Origin of the sequence: Mammaliicoccus sp. Q-M61 (assembly GCF_022386055.1) — a bacterium.
Classification (GTDB): domain Bacteria; phylum Bacillota; class Bacilli; order Staphylococcales; family Staphylococcaceae; genus Mammaliicoccus; species Mammaliicoccus sciuri_A.
Genome location: NZ_JAJNJL010000008.1, coordinates 82,424 through 99,081 on the forward strand (window position 1 = coordinate 82,424; position 16,658 = coordinate 99,081).

Sequence of the window (16,658 nt, forward strand, 5' to 3'; positions counted from 1 at the left end):
AACTATTTTCTGTCTTATAATTGATTTTATACTTTTTCTACAAATGTTCAATATGACATTTGTAAGATAATAAGAGACTGGAATATCATATAATATCCCAGTCTCTAACTACATCTACCTAATATAAATCTGTTCTTAAACTATTGAAAATAGGAATGGCTTCACGAATTTTTTCTTGCGAATCAAAGTCTATATCTACGATTAATGTATCTTCATCATAGTATAAACTATCAATTAATGTACCATCTGGTGCATATGCTAAACTATGCCCACCAAATTCGTTATCATCACAAGTCCCCACACTATTACAAGCAATAATGTACACTTGGTTCTCAATTGCTCTAGCACGTAATAATACTTTCCAATGATCAATTCTTGATTTCGGCCATTGTGCCGGAACAAAAATTACTTTTGCATCTTCTAAAGCTAATGAACGTGTTAATTCTGGGAATCTTAAATCATAACAAATAATCGTTCCCATCTCTATTTCATCTAACTCATATACAGTTGATTTCTTACTACCTGAAGTTAAGAAATGATGTTCATTAAACATTGGTACAAGATGTGCTTTGTCGTAAGTATTAATGCACTTTCCTTCGTTATTGACGACAATTGTTCGATTATAAATTTCAGTTCCTTTTTTATATGCAATTGAACCAGCAACAATATGTTTGTGGATTTCTTTTGCTTTTTGCTCTAAGAAAGGTAAAATTCTTTGACCGTCTTCATCAGCAAGTTCGGTTAACTCATTTAATCGATAAGAAGTGTTCCACATTTCAGGTAACACTGCTATGTCAATTTCATCATCTAACTCATCTAACCATTGATTAATTTTTTCAATATTTTTTTCAGGCTCTCCAGGTATTACATGCATCTGATATAGTGCTATTTTCAACGTTCATCACCTACCATTATATAAATTGAACACAAACGCCTTCTGCAGCTTTTTGTTCGTTCTCTATTTCTGTCAGCTTACCAGTCTCTTTATTTCGACTAAATAATACTAAATTATATGAATGTTCATGTGCAACAACTATAAACGAATCACTTGGTGTGATATTTAAATCTCTTGGCCAAGTTCCACCACTCGTTACAATTTCAACTAATTCAACATTTGCACCATCACCTAATATTTTATAAACAGCTATACTATTATGTCCTCTATTAGAAACATAAATAAATTGTCCATCATGACTTAATCTAACAGCAGCAACTTGTGAATTTAAATCAAAGTCTTCAGGAATCGTTAATATTGCTGGACTGATTGTCGCAAACACTCCATTTTTATATGACAACACTTGAATCGTATTGCTCAGTTCATTCACTAAGTATGCGTAAACACCACTTGGATGGAACGCAATATGTCTTGGACCGCTTCCAGCTTGAACTTCTAATGTTTCATATAATTCCAATCCTTCATCAGAGAATTTAAATGTTCTGATCACATCTGCACCTAAATCAACTGTAACGATATAATCTAAATCTGGTGTCTGTTCTGCAAAGTGTATATGGCTACCTTCTTGTCTTGCTTCATTTGGTCCATGACCTTCACCTTTATACACATCTATTAATTCAATAATTTCGCCATTTTCAGCGTTTAATTTATAAAGTCTTACATAACCACTACCATAAACAGCTTCAAATAAATATTGACCGTCTTCAGAAACTGAAATATGACAACCCGTTCCTTCTTGTGAAGCTAAGCAATCATTTATATATGTTAAACTACCATCTTCATTAATATTAAAACTTGCAACACCGCAATCATCGCCATCTCTTTTAATAGCATATAAAAATTGACCATGTTGCGTTAAATATGTAGATGCTTCAACTTCATAACCAACTTCAACCTTCTCGATTGTTTGATCATTCTCATCAACATCAAAACGATAAATCCCTTTTCCTTCTTTCTTCGTATAACTTCCAATATAACCTTTCGTTTTCATAAAATTAAATTCCTCCCTAATTTGTTCTTTATTATCATTCTACATGAAAACGCTCAATAACTATAATAAAAACGCATACCAAATGGTACACGTTAAAATATTTATTATATGAATAACCACGTATCAAACACAGCAGATATTTAAGTAAACAACCCATAAAAAAGTTCCACTAACCAATTAAAAATACTACAAATAGCATTGACGATATCGCCTGCCATAAAGGATCCTCCTTTATATTTAAACTTTTTAATTTATCATAAAAAATTAAATATTCACTAAATATATTATAGTATTTCAATAATAGAATTTTATATTTTCCCTAAGTCGTTAATTTAAGTTCTTAACTGCATTAAAATTATGTTAAAATACAAATATATTATAAATTCAAACAGTTAGGCATTGAAATAATACAGTTAGGCAAAAGAAGTAAAATGTAAATCAATATGTTCTATAATCATAATGAAGGAGGGGCGCTATGTATCAACCTGTCCAAACACAAATAGATAAAATTGCTGCAAGTCTTCAAAATTCAAATAATCTAGATCATGTTAGTTATTTAAAGGTAAAGTATGGGCTAGAAGTATTTGTAGGGAATATGATGAAGACCATAGTTATATACGGCGCTGCCCTTCTATGCCATATATTTTTATACACACTTATTGTACATCTTAGTTATTTTGCCATTCGATATTTCGCGTTTGGCGCGCACGCTAAGTCCACATTTCTATGTACGATACAAAGCCTAATTATGTTTGTCGTTGCACCACTTATAATTATAAATACCAACATACCCTATTGGCCATTCTTAGCCATAGCGTTAGTCGGTTATCTTATCATTATAAAGTACGCACCAATGCAAACAAAGAAACACCCAATATTAGGCAAATGGAAAAAAGGACTTAAACTAAGATCAATCCTAGCAGCAACAATTTTGATAGTATTAACTTTATTCCTTAAAGAACCCTATCAACAATTAGTATGTTTAGGATTAATCTTTGAAGCAGTATCACTATTACCTATATTTTACAAAGAGGAGGAAACATTATCATGAATTTATTATCAAGCCTATTTTCAAAATCAGTATCAAATATCCTTTCAGCAATCGGTGAAAAAGCGGTAATTAGAGGTTGTATGGCATTTTTAGATGAAACAGAAGTTCCTGCAGAATTATTAAAAGAAAAACAATAAGATTGTTTTAGGGAAGTGTAAGGGTATATGGAATCATTTACAAATATAGAATCTTTACCATTTGGCATATTACAAATTTTATTATTTACGATTTTATTAGCTATAACTCAAAATTATCGTTATAGCAAAAGGGATTATGTTATTCTCTCAACGGGATACATGATCCCTTCTCTTGCTTTTTATTATATATTTGGTATGAGTGCAATAGTTTATGTATGCCTATTCTATTTCATTTTCTTCTATAAAAAATTCAGATTGCTAGGTATTATAAACACACTTATTGTTATATTAATCTCAGTAGTTTCAGATTATATGTCTGTTTTTATCACCAAATATTTAATTGATAGCTTAAATAATGTACCACAATTTTTCTTGTATTATATGATGTTTCACAGTACATTCACAATAATAATAGCATTTTTAATAAGACGGTTAATGAATCGATTAAAGATCAGTTATTTGTATAATAATAGAGTTTATTTATTATTGATAGCTGCTTTCTTAGCTATATCCTTCATGGTGTTCTATGTGTACATGCCAAAGTCTTACAATACTGAAAAAGAATTTGAATTCCAAACTTTATTTTATGTGATTTATGTATGTGTTGCGGCTATTTTTATTATTTTAATTTCTTTCACGGTTATTAGAGAGATGGCTTTGCAGCGTACGAAGAAAGAAATCAATCAGTATTATAAGTATACGTTGCAGATTGAGCAGATTAATAATGAGATGCGTAAGTTTCGTCATGATTATGTAAATATTTTAGCGACGTTATCTGAATATATTAGAGAAGATGATATGGATGGTTTGAGAACTTACTTTGACCAAAATATTGCACATCTTCATGATGATATGAAATTAAATGCGATAAAAATTAATGGTCTTCAAAATTTACATGTTAGAGAAATTAAGGGTTTATTAACGACGAAAATTATTCAATCTCAAGAACAGAATATCAATATTAGTGTTGAGATTACTGAACAGATTGATCATATAAATATGAACATTGTTGAATTAAGTAGATGTATCGGCATCATTATGGATAATGCGATTGAGGCTTCTGAGTTTGTTGATAATCCAACGATTCAAATTGCATTTATTAAAAATGAGGAATCGATTTTACTTGTATTCATGAATAAATGTTCTAAAGATACGCCTAAGGTACATAAACTATTTGAAAATCATTATTCTACTAAAGGTCGTAAGCGTGGTATTGGGTTAACTACGTTGAAAGAAATCACTGAGAAGACAGACCATGTTTTCTTAGATACTTTTATTAATAATCAATACTTTATTCAAAAGCTTGAAATTTTAAATGATAGCAATGAGGAAGTGATTCAATGAAAATCATCATTTGTGAAGATGACCCGAAACAATTAGAGCGCATGCAGACGATTATCAATAATTATATTATGATTGAAGAAAAAGAAATGTCTATTGAACTTGCAACACGTGATCCGTACGAATTGTTGGAGCACGTTAAATCTTCAAATGATATAGGCTGTTACTTTTTAGATATTCAATTAGATGCTGATATTAATGGTATTACATTAGCAAGTGAAATACGTAAGTATGACCCTATTGGTAATATTGTTTTTGTCACAAGTCACAGTGAACTGACTTATTTAACATTTGTTTATAAAGTTGCTGCGATGGATTTTATTTTTAAGGATGATCCAGATCAACTGAAGACTAGAGTGTTAGATTGTTTAGACACTGCATACATAAGATTAGGTATGCTTTCAAAAAATACAAACGTTGAAAAAATAGAATTAACGAGAGGTAGCAATTCTGTATATGTTCAATATGATGACGTTATGTTCTTTGAGTCATCATCAAAATCACATAGACTAATTGCCCATCTAGACAATAGACAAATTGAGTTCTATGGCAGTTTAAAAGATTTATCTAATTTAGATGACCGCTTCTTCAGATGTCATAACAGCTATGTCATTAATCGCAATAACGTTGATACTATTAACACGAAAGATCGTGCTGTATATTTTAGTAATGGTGAGCATTGCTATGCATCTGTACGAAATATTAAAAAAATATAAACAAAACAGCGTACATGATTTTTTTCAAATGTACGCTGTTTTTTTATTAATGATTTACTTTTTAATCATGGTTAATAGCATTTCTAAATGATTCAATATCTTCTATGTAATATTTCACTTCGCCGCATTGTAAACATACTGCTGCTTTCGGTATTGCAATCGCTTTGTTTAAAATATCTTCATTTTCTTCTTCTTTTATTAATCTAACATCAACTAGAGTGCCTGGAACATTCGTACGAAGATCATCTACCATTTCTTGATTACAACTTGCACATTTCATATAAGACATCCCCTTTTAGATTATGCTCGTTCTGATTATATTTTACTCTTTTATTTTATCACTTGCAAAAAGATTCAAGCGTCCATTCACAAAAATTTTGAATGACATATATATAGGAAGATTTTAGTTGTATTAAAAATTTTATATAAAAAGTATAAAATAATAGTGGCATATCACTTGAGTTTATGGCATAATGATATCAGATGATCATCTAACCATTAATAAGATGAAAGGAGGTCAATATGAAACCTTTCCCAATCTTTTTATTTAGTATTGTTTGTATGGTCGCTACATCATTCAATACGTCACGAACTGCACACGCTAATAATGATATGACACCTATTGGCTTTCAATTCTATGCTTCTGATAATACCCCGATATCTAATGAAACTTTCCAATTACAGTTAGATCAAGAAGTTAAATCATTAACAACTAAATCTGATGGTTTAGCATTTATAGAAATTCCTAATAAGAATATTAAACCTCATTACACTTTAACCACTTCAAATAATCAAACTTTTACTGTTGAACCTAATAAGTTATATAGATTAACTTCTTCTAGCAATATCCAACGCAATATAACAAATACAAATAATCAATCCATTTCAATTAATGTACTTTCAAAGACCTATCACCCTTTAAATAATGTCGAAGTTAAACTCATTGCAGATAACCAAGAATTTTCTGGCATAACAGATCAGAACGGTAATACTTCAATCAATATACCCACTACATTTACTAAGTCTACTAAATTTAATGTGAAGATTAACGGCGTAGATAGCCACTCAACAATTTCACTAGGAGAGGATAAATATTATACATTTAATTCTGACGACAGGACTACTTCAACTTTTGAACAAAGTACAAATCAACCTACTCAAATAGATCAAGGACAACAAAGTCAAAGTCAAATTACTGATAATCCGAATTCTAATCATATTCCAAGTCAAAATCAGACATATCAAATCTCAGTTATTAAAGACTCTTTAATTCCAAACCCTAATAAACTTACTAACGATCACACTAATAAAGAAAAAAAGACCAAATCAGAAACATCAAAGCTTCCTGAAACTGGTCAAAGTTCAAAACATTTCTTGAATTATTTAATAAGTGCATTACTCATATGTATTTCATCAATTCTATTTTTTATATTCAAAAAGAAGCGGTCTAAACAATAGCGTTGAATTTTGAAATGATTTTACCATCTTCGATTATTATTGGTTTACCGAGATGATTGATACTTTTAATATGTTCGAAATACTTTTCACCTACTATTTGAAACATCGTTTGGGACAATAACGCATTTGAACAATATGTTCGATTAGCATCCCAATTTTCAAATCTATATAATCTTTTTAACAAATTGCAGAAACCTATATGAGATCCTAATATTATCCACGCATCTGGTTCATACTTCATAAATTTATCAACATATTTTTTAGAAGAACCAACATGATTCTTCCAAATGACGATATTAACATATACTTCAGATTTTTTTCGTTCGTACCACATATACTCTATGATTGCTTTTAAATGAAATGCTGTATTAATCATCTCTTTTTCATTACTCGTTCCAATTGTAATCGATTTTAAAAATGGTTGGTCATATTCAATGCTTTCAAGTATGGCATATAATTCATCTTCGCTTGGTACTTTGAGATTATGAGATAAAGCTTTTAATTGATGACATTTGTCATTTTCTAGTCTTGGGGATATTAAAACATTACGCTCATATCGCAAATATAAACCCTCCTAATTTTTAAATATAAAAAAGGGAGCAATCACAGAAATATTGTGATTGCTCCTTTATTTTAATTATTAGATTCGATTTCAGATACAATTTCTTTTGTTTTTTGTTCTAATTCTTCAAAGTCTTTTTTAAACACAAATGCTAAGACAGCAATACCTGCCCCAACAGCAACTGTTGTTATAGCAATTAAGATGAAAAAGAATTTGAATATCCCTTTAATACAATCCATTGAAGTCACCTCATTCATCATTTTCTACCTCTTTCATCATAACATAATATTTAAAATACATAAAAGATATTATCCTTTTCTAAGCGAGATATTATCGATATATAGATATTTTAGTATAATTTCACTTAATATATGTATCATTTCATCATTAATAAGTGAAATAAATAATTAATTCAAATAAAGTATTGAAAAATTTTTGTATTATTGTTAATATTCTGATTATTATTTAATTGGAAGGTGTATATATGAGTAATATTAAGAAGTTCAGTCAGTTTATCAATAAAACATTTGTATTTTGGATGCTTTTGGCAGCAGTGCTAGGGTTTAGCTTTCCAAATGCCATTGCTCAAATAGCACCTTACATTCCTTATTTATTAGGAATTGTAATGTTTGGAATGGGCATGACTATTTCTACAAATGATTTTAAAGAAGTATTTAAATCACCCAAAAGCGTATTAATTGGTGTTATTCTTCAATATACCGTAATGCCTGTCACTGCTTATTTAATCGCTAAAGGGCTTAATTTAAGTCCTGACGTAGCATTAGGCGTTATCTTAGTAGGTTGTTGTCCAGGTGGAACTGCATCAAATGTTATTAGCTATTTAGCTAAAGCAAATACTGCGTTATCCGTTTCTATCACAACTGTTTCTACATTATTAGCACCTATTGTTACACCTAGTTTAATATATTTATTTGCAAGAGAATGGTTACAAGTATCATTTGCATCTATGTTTATATCAGTAGTTCAAGTTGTATTGATTCCAATTATTTTAGGTTTCATCGTTCAAAGATTCTTTAAACCAGTAGCTGAAAAATCTATTGATATTTTACCTATTATTTCGGTTGTATCTATTTCACTTATTCTTGCAAGCGTAGTCGCAGGTAATAAAACACAAATCATTGAAACTGGTCTTATTATGTTCGGCGTTGTTTTACTTCATAATGTCAGTGGTTTAACAATCGGATACTTATTAGCTAAATTATTCAAACTTAACAGACCAGATAAACGAGCAATTTCTATAGAGGTTGGTATGCAAAATTCCGGACTAGCTGTGTCACTCGCAACAGCACATTTCAATCCCCTATCCGCTGTTCCAGGTGCAATATTCAGCTTTATCCACTTAATCACCGGACCTACAATTGCTATTATATGGTCTAACCAAACTAAAAAGACAAACAAAGCGCAATCTTATAGAACATCAACAGATCAAATATAAAAATTTAGGAGCAAGAGACATTAAATCGTCTCTTGCTCCTTTATTTCAAAAATATATATTCTAGCTGTTCTATAAGCGTCATTTAATAGATTATCTTCTATACCATTCTTGCCATATTTTCTTTACGTAAATATATCCTTGATTCCACATTTTACATACCCCCTTCTCACATAATCTGTGAGATAATTGGTAATTCAAATATAACATGGTAATAAATTACATAGGTTAAGCGATTATTACAATCTCTTTAACATCATATTTCCAATTATATGAGAGGATTTACGTGACAAAGTACATTAGTTCAATCAAAATAAATATAAGAGGAGTGATAATGTGCAAAATGTTAAGATGCAAACATTAGAGTTTAGAGGTAACCATTATGATTATGGTGTTGCCCAAGCAGAATGGTTAAAGTCTACTAAAATGTTGCAAAATAGAGAAAAAGAATGGCGAATTAGAAGACCCCGCTTCGATATTAATATAGATGAAACAAAAAATATATATCAAAAATTCGCACCAAAAATTTGGGACGAACTGATGGGTATTCAAGATACATTAAAATTCCCGTTAGAAACAATCTTGTTAAACTACGGTCATTATAGAGTTTATGCTAAAGATAGTGGTTGTTCTATTTTCTTAGGAGAAGATTATATGGTTAGAAACTATGATTATAGTCCAGCTACATATGATGGTAGATTTAGTCTATTTCAACCTACAGATGGTGGATACGCACAAATCGGCCCTACTTCTAGAGTAACTGGCAGAATGGATGGCATGAATGAACATGGTCTAGCAATGGGCTATAATTTTATGCATCGTAAAAAACCTGGTGATGGATTTGTATGCTATATGATTGGAAGACTGATCTTAGAAACATGTAAAGATGTCGATGATGCTGTTAGATTATTAAATGAAATTCCTCATCGTAGTTCATTTAGCTATATTTTAATGGATAAAACAAACAAGAGAATTACTGTAGAAGCGACACCAAGAGAAGTTGTTACTAAACATAACAATTTATGTACTAATCATTTTGAAATATTAAGTCATGAGAATCGAAATTATATTAAAGAGTCTGTCGAAAGATATAATCGAATTGACCAAATCACAAATGATCAAATGTCTTTAGAAGATGCTTTTCGATATTTTAATGATCCTCAATATGAAATTTACAGCAAGTTATTTAAAAGTTGGTCAGGTACGATACATACATCAGCATATATACCTAGCCAATTAAAAATGAAAATTGCACTTGGTGAAAATGGCACCATACATACATTTGATTTCAAAGAATGGTTAGATGGTAAATCCATTACCCTCCCTACAATAACAGGTCAGATTGATTCAGACATTCTATTTGCTAGTGAGTGAATGAAAATAGGCTGAGACTTAGAAGTCTCAGCCTATTTTCATATTATTTTATATAAATATCTCCATTATCTGTATAACTTTCAATAACGTGTTTCCCTTTACCTACTTTTTCGCCATTAAATGCTTTATTTTCAATTTTTGTATTTCCAGATTCAGATTGAAGTTGTAATAAAGTATTCTTAGGTGGATTCATATAAGAAATTGAAATATCTCCATCTTCTGTTGAAGATTTAATATCGCATTCATTTTTCAGTTGTCTAATATTTATATTACCTAATGATGTAATCATTTCACTATTAACGAGACTACTTTTATCTACAGATATATTACCCGTTTTAATTTCGCCTGTGAATTCCGTTAAATCTGAATGTTTAACTTTAACACTACCTAAATCAGTCATCGCTTTAGCATGTTTCAAGTTTACATTATGATAAACAATGTCACCTGTATCCGTAATCATATTACTATTGTTGCTTTTAGCGTCACGTACTGAAATGTTTCCAGTATTCGTAGTAATGTTAAATGATTCGTAATTTTTTGGTGGTAGTGTGATCACTAAGTGATTGACCGTCTTTCTAAATGGAATAAAATTAGCATTAAATTTGTATTTATTTTTTCTCTCCGTAAAATGCAATAAATTATTTTCTATGCTCGCATTTACGTCTTGATTACCATTATATTTAATACTTAAATATTTCCCTTTCTTAACTTCAACATTTGTATTTTGCCCGTTCACGATAACTTGTTCTATTTGATTGTTTTTATATACTTTTTCATACGTTTCTTGCTTTTCATATTTATTATTAACCGTAAACCAAAGTATCGTTCCTAAAATGCCAAAAATTAAGAAGATGCCTAGACCAGATAAAAATAACTTCTTCATGATTCAGCACGCCCCTTAACGAGTTTCACACACCATCTTAAATATTTTAAGATACCTTTGTAACTCACTTCTATTAATTTAAGCCCTGCTATTAACAACATCAGTCCTAATCCTAAGAAAGAGATTGAAAAAATAATATTAGTAATATCTACCCAATAAAAACCGTGAACAAATACATTAATCACACTAACGATAGGACCTAGCATCATTAAAGCGCCGATTACAACTACAATGAGCAGTACAAAGGCAATGATAAGAAATGGAATAATTATAAAAATTATATTAAAAAAGCTCAATCCTAATGTAGCTAAAATTGCTTGAAATACATTCTTAAAATTGGGTGATAACTCTGCATCATGAATGGCACTTGTTGCATATATTTTCTTGGCGATTGCTTTAGGTTCACCAAGTTCTTGTATTAAACTTTGTTCATCTTCTGATTCAAAAAATTTCGTTTCATATTCGTACATTATTTTATCTCGTTCTACTTTAGGCAGTCGAGATAATTCATCCTCAAGGTAATTAAGGAAGGTTATTTTATCCATAGAAATACCCCTTATTTTCTGAAGTTAACCTTACATTATTCATTATTTTACCATTCTTTTTACAAACAAACTTATATTATCATTTGAATTATTTGATTTCAAGTTATACCCGTATGCTATACTAATTTCAATATACAAATAAGGGGGTAATGATGTGAAAGAATTAATAAAACCGAGTAAGCTTTCTAAAGGCGATACTGTAGCAATTGTCTCGCCTTCTTCAGGATTAGCTGGCGAAAAAGACATATTATGGAGAACTGAAGTTGGTATACAAAGATTAAAGGATGAGTTCGGATTAAATGTCAAAGTCATGCCACACGCATTAAAAGGTGCTGACTATACATATAACCATCCAGAAAAACGTGTAGAAGATTTACATCAAGCACTTCAAGATCCAGAAGTTAAAGCTATTATCTGTACATTAGGCGGAGACGATTCTGTTCGATTGTGGCCATACATAGACTTAAATATTATTAAGGATAACCCTAAAATTTTCAGTGGCTATTCTGACACGACTGCACTTCATTTTATGTTTTATCAAGCAGGTGTTTCTAGCTTTTACGGACCATTGTTATTAACTGATTTTGCAGAAAATGTTCAGATGGATGACTACACTGTTCAATCGATCAATCAAACGTGGTTCCAAAATGGAATTGTCGGTAATGTACCTACTTCACCACAAATTAGAAAATACGGTTTACAGTGGGATGAAAAGAATAAAAATATTAACCGGGAATCTTTTGACAATAACGGATATGAAATTCTAAATGGTTCTGGCAAAGCTACTGGACATCTTATTGGCGGTTGTATGGAATTATTCCATTCCTTAAAAGCTACTGACGTGTTCCCTAATAAAGATGTCTTTGATGGTGCAATTCTTTTCATTGAGACTGCTGAAGTTCATGCCCCACCATGGTTGATGGAAGATTATGTTCGTGCATTTGGTTCTATGGGTATTTTTGATAGAATTAATGGCGTTATTATCGGAAGACCACAAGACGATGTATATTATGAAGAATATAAAGAAGTCTGGGTTAAAATGTTAAAAGAGTGGCATCAAGAAGATATGCCTGTTTTCTATAATGCTAGTTTTGGACATAATGAACCAAAATGCATTATTCCATACGGTGCACAAGCTGAATTAGATGTCGATAATAAGACATTTACAATAATCGATAATGCAGTAGATTAATTATTCATTTTAAAGTATTGTACTTTGCGAAATATTTCAGAATTGTTATAATATTAAGTATATCAAAGGGGGATTTTTACAATGACAAAGTTAGCTACATACTATGAACAGGCACAACCCATTAAAGAATATGTTAATGAGATGACAACAAATAAAGAGCAATTACTCGATATTTATCAATCTTTCCAATTACCGAAAAATGATGAACGATTAGATAAAATTAAAGATAAAAATTATAAAGTACTTGTGATTACTGAAGATTGGTGTGGAGATGCAATGATGAACATACCTGTTCTATTAAACATTGCTGATTACGCTAATATAGAAGTGAAAGCTTTCCATCGTGATGAAGATACAAACTTAATTGATCAATACTTAACAAATGGTACTGCTCGCTCTATACCTATTTTTGTATTTTTAAATGACAAACATGAACAAGAACATGTTTGGGGACCAAGAGCAATCAGCGTCCAAAAATTTGTAGAAAATATTCGCAAAGATTTACCAAGTAAAGACGATCCAACATATGCTGAAAAAGAAAAAGAAGTACATCATAGCATCCATGAAACTTATCAAAATAAAACAGAATTTTGGGATGACGTATACGAATCAATCGTTAGTTCAATTTCATAATTAAAAGTATTAAGGCTCGGACATTTAGTCCGAGCCTTATTTATGTATGAATGCCCCTATTCACTTAGGAGAATTTCTCGCCATCCCCATGGCTACTAATATAACTATACTTCAAATCAACAAAAACTGAAAATTCATGTTATTAAAGTTAACATATAAAAATTGGCAAGTGAAAAGCGCTCGTCCGGGAATTAACGAGCGCTTTTCGGGGAAGGGTTATTAATTAAGGAAACATGTATTTTTATAAAGCCGGGAAACTTTATAAAAATATCTTGAATCATTTTATGATCCATTTCAACGTTACAATTACAGATAACTATCAAAACACGTTCTACACAAAGTCATTTACAATCATGAAAAAAACATATACGAAATAGTTTTGAGGAATTGAATGGATTGTGCTTCGTGTTGTGTTATCTATGACTAAAGTATATCAGTGAGATAGGAATTTTTGTTGATTCATTCTTAACTCAAATATTTCATTTCTTAAGTGTATTTTACAACTATTTTTTTAACAGTTAGGAATGCCTAACTGTTAAAAAGGCGATGAAATCAACATGCATTCATGCTGCCTAACTGTTCAATAATGTCACTTTTTTCAAAATTTTGATTGCTGAATATTCTGAATTTAGCTATAATGACATCAATTGGACACAATTACTATAGGGGGAATATGATGAACAAGAAAATCAAAAACAGGTGGCTCATTGCTGTTGCAGCTGTTGGAATACATATTTCAATAGGATCTGTTTATTCATGGAGTGTTTTCACGAAACATATTCAAAATGATTTAGGCTTTACTTTAAGTGAAGTATCTAGAATATTTAGTATTGCAATATTATTTTTAGGTCTTTCTGCAGCTTTTATGGGGCATTTCGTTGAGAAATTTGGTCCACGTTTATCTGGACTTGTTTCTACGATATTTTTCATCTCAGGATTGTTACTTTCTAGTTATGCGATTTCCGTTGAGAGCTTACCCTTACTTTACTTAGGATATGGTGTATTATCAGGTATTGGACTTGGTATTGGTTATATTGCACCTGTATCTACATTAGTAAAATGGTTCCCCGATAAGCGTGGTATGGCTACAGGATTAGCCATTATGGGATTTGGATTCGCATCAATGATCGCCAGTCCAGTTATAGAATTTCTCATTACACATTTTAATCTTGTCTCGACTTTTATCATTTTAGCAGTCGTGTATTGTGTTATCATGCTGATCTCTAGTTTATATTTAGAAAGACCACCAGAATATTATAGACCTAATAGTTTTAATCCTCAAAAAGATAAAAAGAAAAAACCAGACTTAGTTCAAATGTCTGCTAATGAGGCCGTTAGAACTAAAAGGTTTTATTATTTATGGTTAATGCTTTTTATCAATGTTACTTGTGGTATAGCGATTTTATCTGTCGCAAGTCCAATGGCACAAGAAATTGTAAACTTAACACCTGCTCAAGCTGCAACAATGGTTGGCATTATAGGAGTGTTTAATGGTCTTGGTCGACTCATTTGGGCAAGTATATCTGACTTTATTGGCAGAACAAATGTCTATACAATTTTCTTTGTCATACAAATCGCATTATTCTTATGGTTACCAATCGTTGATAATCCAATGCTATTTCAAATTATTCTGTTCATCATTATCTCTTGTTATGGCGGTGGTTTCTCTTCTATCCCCGCTTATATCGGTGATATATTTGGTACGAAACAACTCGGTGCCATACATGGCTATATATTAACTGCGTGGGCAGCAGCTGGATTAGTTGGACCTTTTATATCAGCAACTGTCAGAGAAGTTACACAAAGTTACATGGCAACATTATATATTTTCGCAGCATTCTTTGTAGTAGCTTTAGCGATTTCATTCTTAATCAGAGTAGATATTAAAAGAATTAAAGAAATGCAAGCACAGTAAACATCAAATAAAAACACATAACAAAACCTCCAAATCTGATTATTTACAGATTTGGAGGTTTTTATATTCATATTTAAATATATTATACAAATAGACTTATAAATAGTATAAAGATAATACCTGAAACTGAGATAACTGTTTCAAGAAGCGTCCATGATAAGAATGTTTCTTTCATCGTTAAACCGAAATATTCTTTAAACATCCAGAAACCTGCATCATTCACGTGTGACGCGATTACACTACCAGCACCAGTTGCTAATACGACTAATGCTAAATTAGCATCTGATGATTCTAATAATGGCATAACAATACCAACTGTTGAAATCGCAGCAACTGTTGCAGAACCTAATGCTAATCTTAGGACTGCTGCAACGATCCAAGCTAATAATATTGGAGACATTGCTGTATCTGTAAATAGTGACTCAACTGTTTTACCTACGCCACCATCAATTAATATTTGCTTAAATGCTCCACCACCACCGATGATTAAGAGCATCATACCGATTGGATAAATGGCATTTGTTAATGTATCCATAACTTCTGTAACTTTATATCCTCGTTTAAGACCCATTGAATAAATAGCGAATAATACTGAAATTAACATTGCAGTACCCGCTTCACCAATAAAACTAATAAATCCTAAAATACCTTGTGGGTTTTCTGGTGAGCCTGTCAATAAATCTACAATAGTTGAAATAAGCATAATAAATACTGGTAATAAAGCTGTTAAAGCAGAAATTCCAAAGCTAGGTGTTTCATCTATATTGAATGTTTTTTGTTTACCTAATGAAGCTAAGTCACCTGACTTAGTAAATGCTTCTGGAATTGCTTTTTTCGCAAATCTTGTAAAAATAGGACCTGCAATAATTGTTACTGGTATTGCAACAATAAAGCCGAATAGTAATACTTGACCAATATCTGCACCAAATTCTTTAGCGATCATGACTGGACCTGGATGAGGTGGTAAAAATCCATGTGTAACAGATAATGCAGCTGTCATTGGAATACCTAAGTATAATGTTGAAACTTTAGACTCTTTAGCAATTGTAAAGACAATCGGAATTAATAATACTAACCCTACTTCGAAGAATAAAGCTATACCAATAATAAATGATGCTGTTACAACTGCCCATTGAATACGTTTTTGACCAAATTTATCAATCAATGTATGTGCAATTCTAGTTGCACCGCCCCCGTCTGCTAATAACTTACCTAACATAGCACCGAGACCAAATATTAAAGCAATGTGACCGAGTGTAGATCCCATACCTGTTTCAATTGTACCGATGACTTTGCTTAGTGGCATACCGAGCATAATACCTGTTAACATAGCTGTGATAATCAGAGATACAAATGTGTTAAGTTTTAACCACATAATTAAACCTAATAATATAACAATTGCAAGTGCTACAATTAATAATGGTGCAATATCTGAAAACATATAAACATCTC

The 16,658-nt window shown here is 31.1% G+C and carries 18 protein-coding genes; 10 read left to right on the forward strand and 8 right to left on the reverse strand.

Annotation, left to right across the window (positions count from 1 at the left end; translation table 11 throughout):
* Positions 1–118: 118 nt before the first annotated feature.
* A complete protein-coding gene (locus LQ677_RS10775) occupies positions 119–895 on the reverse strand; it encodes a carbon-nitrogen family hydrolase (RefSeq protein ID WP_037589538.1) in 777 nt (258 codons plus the stop codon).
* A 16-nt stretch (positions 896–911) separates the two neighbouring features.
* Positions 912–1,946 (reverse strand): 6-phosphogluconolactonase, encoded by a 1,035-nt coding sequence (gene pglS, locus LQ677_RS10780; protein ID WP_037589539.1) that lies wholly within the window; start codon positions 1,944–1,946, stop codon positions 912–914.
* A gap of 475 nt (positions 1,947–2,421) precedes the next feature.
* On the opposite strand from pglS, the gene LQ677_RS10785 reads away from it, so the two are divergent.
* Genes LQ677_RS10785 through agrA form a run of 4 tightly spaced genes read left to right on the forward strand, consistent with a single transcriptional unit; the run spans position 2,422 to position 5,191 of the window.
* The gene (locus LQ677_RS10785; RefSeq protein ID WP_164961276.1) at positions 2,422–2,997 is read left to right on the forward strand and encodes an accessory gene regulator AgrB; all 576 of its coding nucleotides are present in this window, start codon (positions 2,422–2,424) and stop codon (positions 2,995–2,997) included.
* The gene (gene agrD / locus LQ677_RS10790; protein WP_078099959.1) at positions 2,994–3,134 is read left to right on the forward strand and encodes a cyclic lactone autoinducer peptide AgrD; all 141 of its coding nucleotides are present in this window, start codon (positions 2,994–2,996) and stop codon (positions 3,132–3,134) included. The genes LQ677_RS10785 and agrD overlap by 4 nt, the downstream gene beginning before the upstream one ends.
* Before the next feature lie 27 nt (positions 3,135–3,161).
* Entirely contained in the window at positions 3,162–4,478 is a 1,317-nt protein-coding gene (gene agrC / locus LQ677_RS10795; RefSeq protein ID WP_103360856.1) for a quorum-sensing sensor histidine kinase AgrC, read from the forward strand.
* Positions 4,475–5,191, forward strand: a complete 717-nt coding sequence (gene agrA / locus LQ677_RS10800) for a quorum-sensing response regulator AgrA (RefSeq protein WP_037589542.1) — start codon at positions 4,475–4,477, stop codon at positions 5,189–5,191. The genes agrC and agrA overlap by 4 nt, the downstream gene beginning before the upstream one ends.
* A 61-nt stretch (positions 5,192–5,252) precedes the next feature.
* Here the strand turns inward: agrA and LQ677_RS10805 are convergent, their stop codons facing one another.
* Positions 5,253–5,471, reverse strand: coding sequence for a hypothetical protein (locus LQ677_RS10805; RefSeq protein WP_037589544.1), 219 nt, complete (start codon positions 5,469–5,471; stop codon positions 5,253–5,255).
* A 242-nt stretch (positions 5,472–5,713) separates the two neighbouring features.
* Here LQ677_RS10805 and LQ677_RS10810 point away from each other — a divergent pair, with 242 nt between their 5' ends.
* Positions 5,714–6,649 (forward strand): LPXTG cell wall anchor domain-containing protein, encoded by a 936-nt coding sequence (locus LQ677_RS10810; protein WP_126477627.1) that lies wholly within the window; start codon positions 5,714–5,716, stop codon positions 6,647–6,649.
* On the opposite strand, the gene LQ677_RS10815 is transcribed toward LQ677_RS10810, so the two are convergent.
* The gene (locus tag LQ677_RS10815) at positions 6,639–7,211 is read right to left on the reverse strand and encodes a hypothetical protein (protein WP_126477626.1); all 573 of its coding nucleotides are present in this window, start codon (positions 7,209–7,211) and stop codon (positions 6,639–6,641) included. The two genes, LQ677_RS10810 and LQ677_RS10815, sit on opposite strands and share 11 nt — an antisense overlap.
* A gap of 71 nt (positions 7,212–7,282) precedes the next feature.
* Positions 7,283–7,471, reverse strand: a complete 189-nt coding sequence (locus tag LQ677_RS10820) for a hypothetical protein (RefSeq protein WP_037560030.1) — start codon at positions 7,469–7,471, stop codon at positions 7,283–7,285.
* 224 nt (positions 7,472–7,695) lie between these two features.
* Between LQ677_RS10820 and LQ677_RS10825 the strand changes: the two genes are divergently transcribed.
* Together LQ677_RS10825 and LQ677_RS10830 are read left to right on the forward strand one after the other, a co-directional pair.
* The gene (locus tag LQ677_RS10825; RefSeq protein ID WP_126477666.1) at positions 7,696–8,667 is read left to right on the forward strand and encodes a bile acid:sodium symporter family protein; all 972 of its coding nucleotides are present in this window, start codon (positions 7,696–7,698) and stop codon (positions 8,665–8,667) included.
* A gap of 333 nt (positions 8,668–9,000) precedes the next feature.
* Entirely contained in the window at positions 9,001–10,038 is a 1,038-nt protein-coding gene (locus LQ677_RS10830) for a C45 family autoproteolytic acyltransferase/hydrolase (protein WP_374199843.1), read from the forward strand.
* A 43-nt stretch (positions 10,039–10,081) separates the two neighbouring features.
* On the opposite strand, the gene LQ677_RS10835 is transcribed toward LQ677_RS10830, so the two are convergent.
* Entirely contained in the window at positions 10,082–10,921 is an 840-nt protein-coding gene (locus LQ677_RS10835; protein WP_159315372.1) for a DUF4097 family beta strand repeat-containing protein, read from the reverse strand.
* The gene (locus LQ677_RS10840; protein WP_159315373.1) at positions 10,918–11,466 is read right to left on the reverse strand and encodes an HAAS signaling domain-containing protein; all 549 of its coding nucleotides are present in this window, start codon (positions 11,464–11,466) and stop codon (positions 10,918–10,920) included. Before LQ677_RS10840 ends, LQ677_RS10835 begins: the two co-directional genes overlap by 4 nt.
* 154 nt (positions 11,467–11,620) lie before the next feature.
* Here LQ677_RS10840 and LQ677_RS10845 point away from each other — a divergent pair, with 154 nt between their 5' ends.
* From LQ677_RS10845 to LQ677_RS10855, 3 genes are all read left to right on the forward strand, one after another.
* A complete protein-coding gene (locus LQ677_RS10845; RefSeq protein WP_206180846.1) occupies positions 11,621–12,658 on the forward strand; it encodes a S66 family peptidase in 1,038 nt (345 codons plus the stop codon).
* A gap of 81 nt (positions 12,659–12,739) precedes the next feature.
* Positions 12,740–13,291, forward strand: coding sequence for a thioredoxin family protein (locus LQ677_RS10850; protein ID WP_025905087.1), 552 nt, complete (start codon positions 12,740–12,742; stop codon positions 13,289–13,291).
* A gap of 676 nt (positions 13,292–13,967) precedes the next feature.
* Positions 13,968–15,206 (forward strand): L-lactate MFS transporter, encoded by a 1,239-nt coding sequence (locus LQ677_RS10855; RefSeq protein WP_204168745.1) that lies wholly within the window; start codon positions 13,968–13,970, stop codon positions 15,204–15,206.
* Between the two features lie 82 nt (positions 15,207–15,288).
* On the opposite strand, the gene LQ677_RS10860 is transcribed toward LQ677_RS10855, so the two are convergent.
* Positions 15,289–16,647, reverse strand: a complete 1,359-nt coding sequence (locus LQ677_RS10860) for a gluconate:H+ symporter (RefSeq protein ID WP_191836619.1) — start codon at positions 16,645–16,647, stop codon at positions 15,289–15,291.
* Positions 16,648–16,658: the final 11 nt, after the last annotated feature.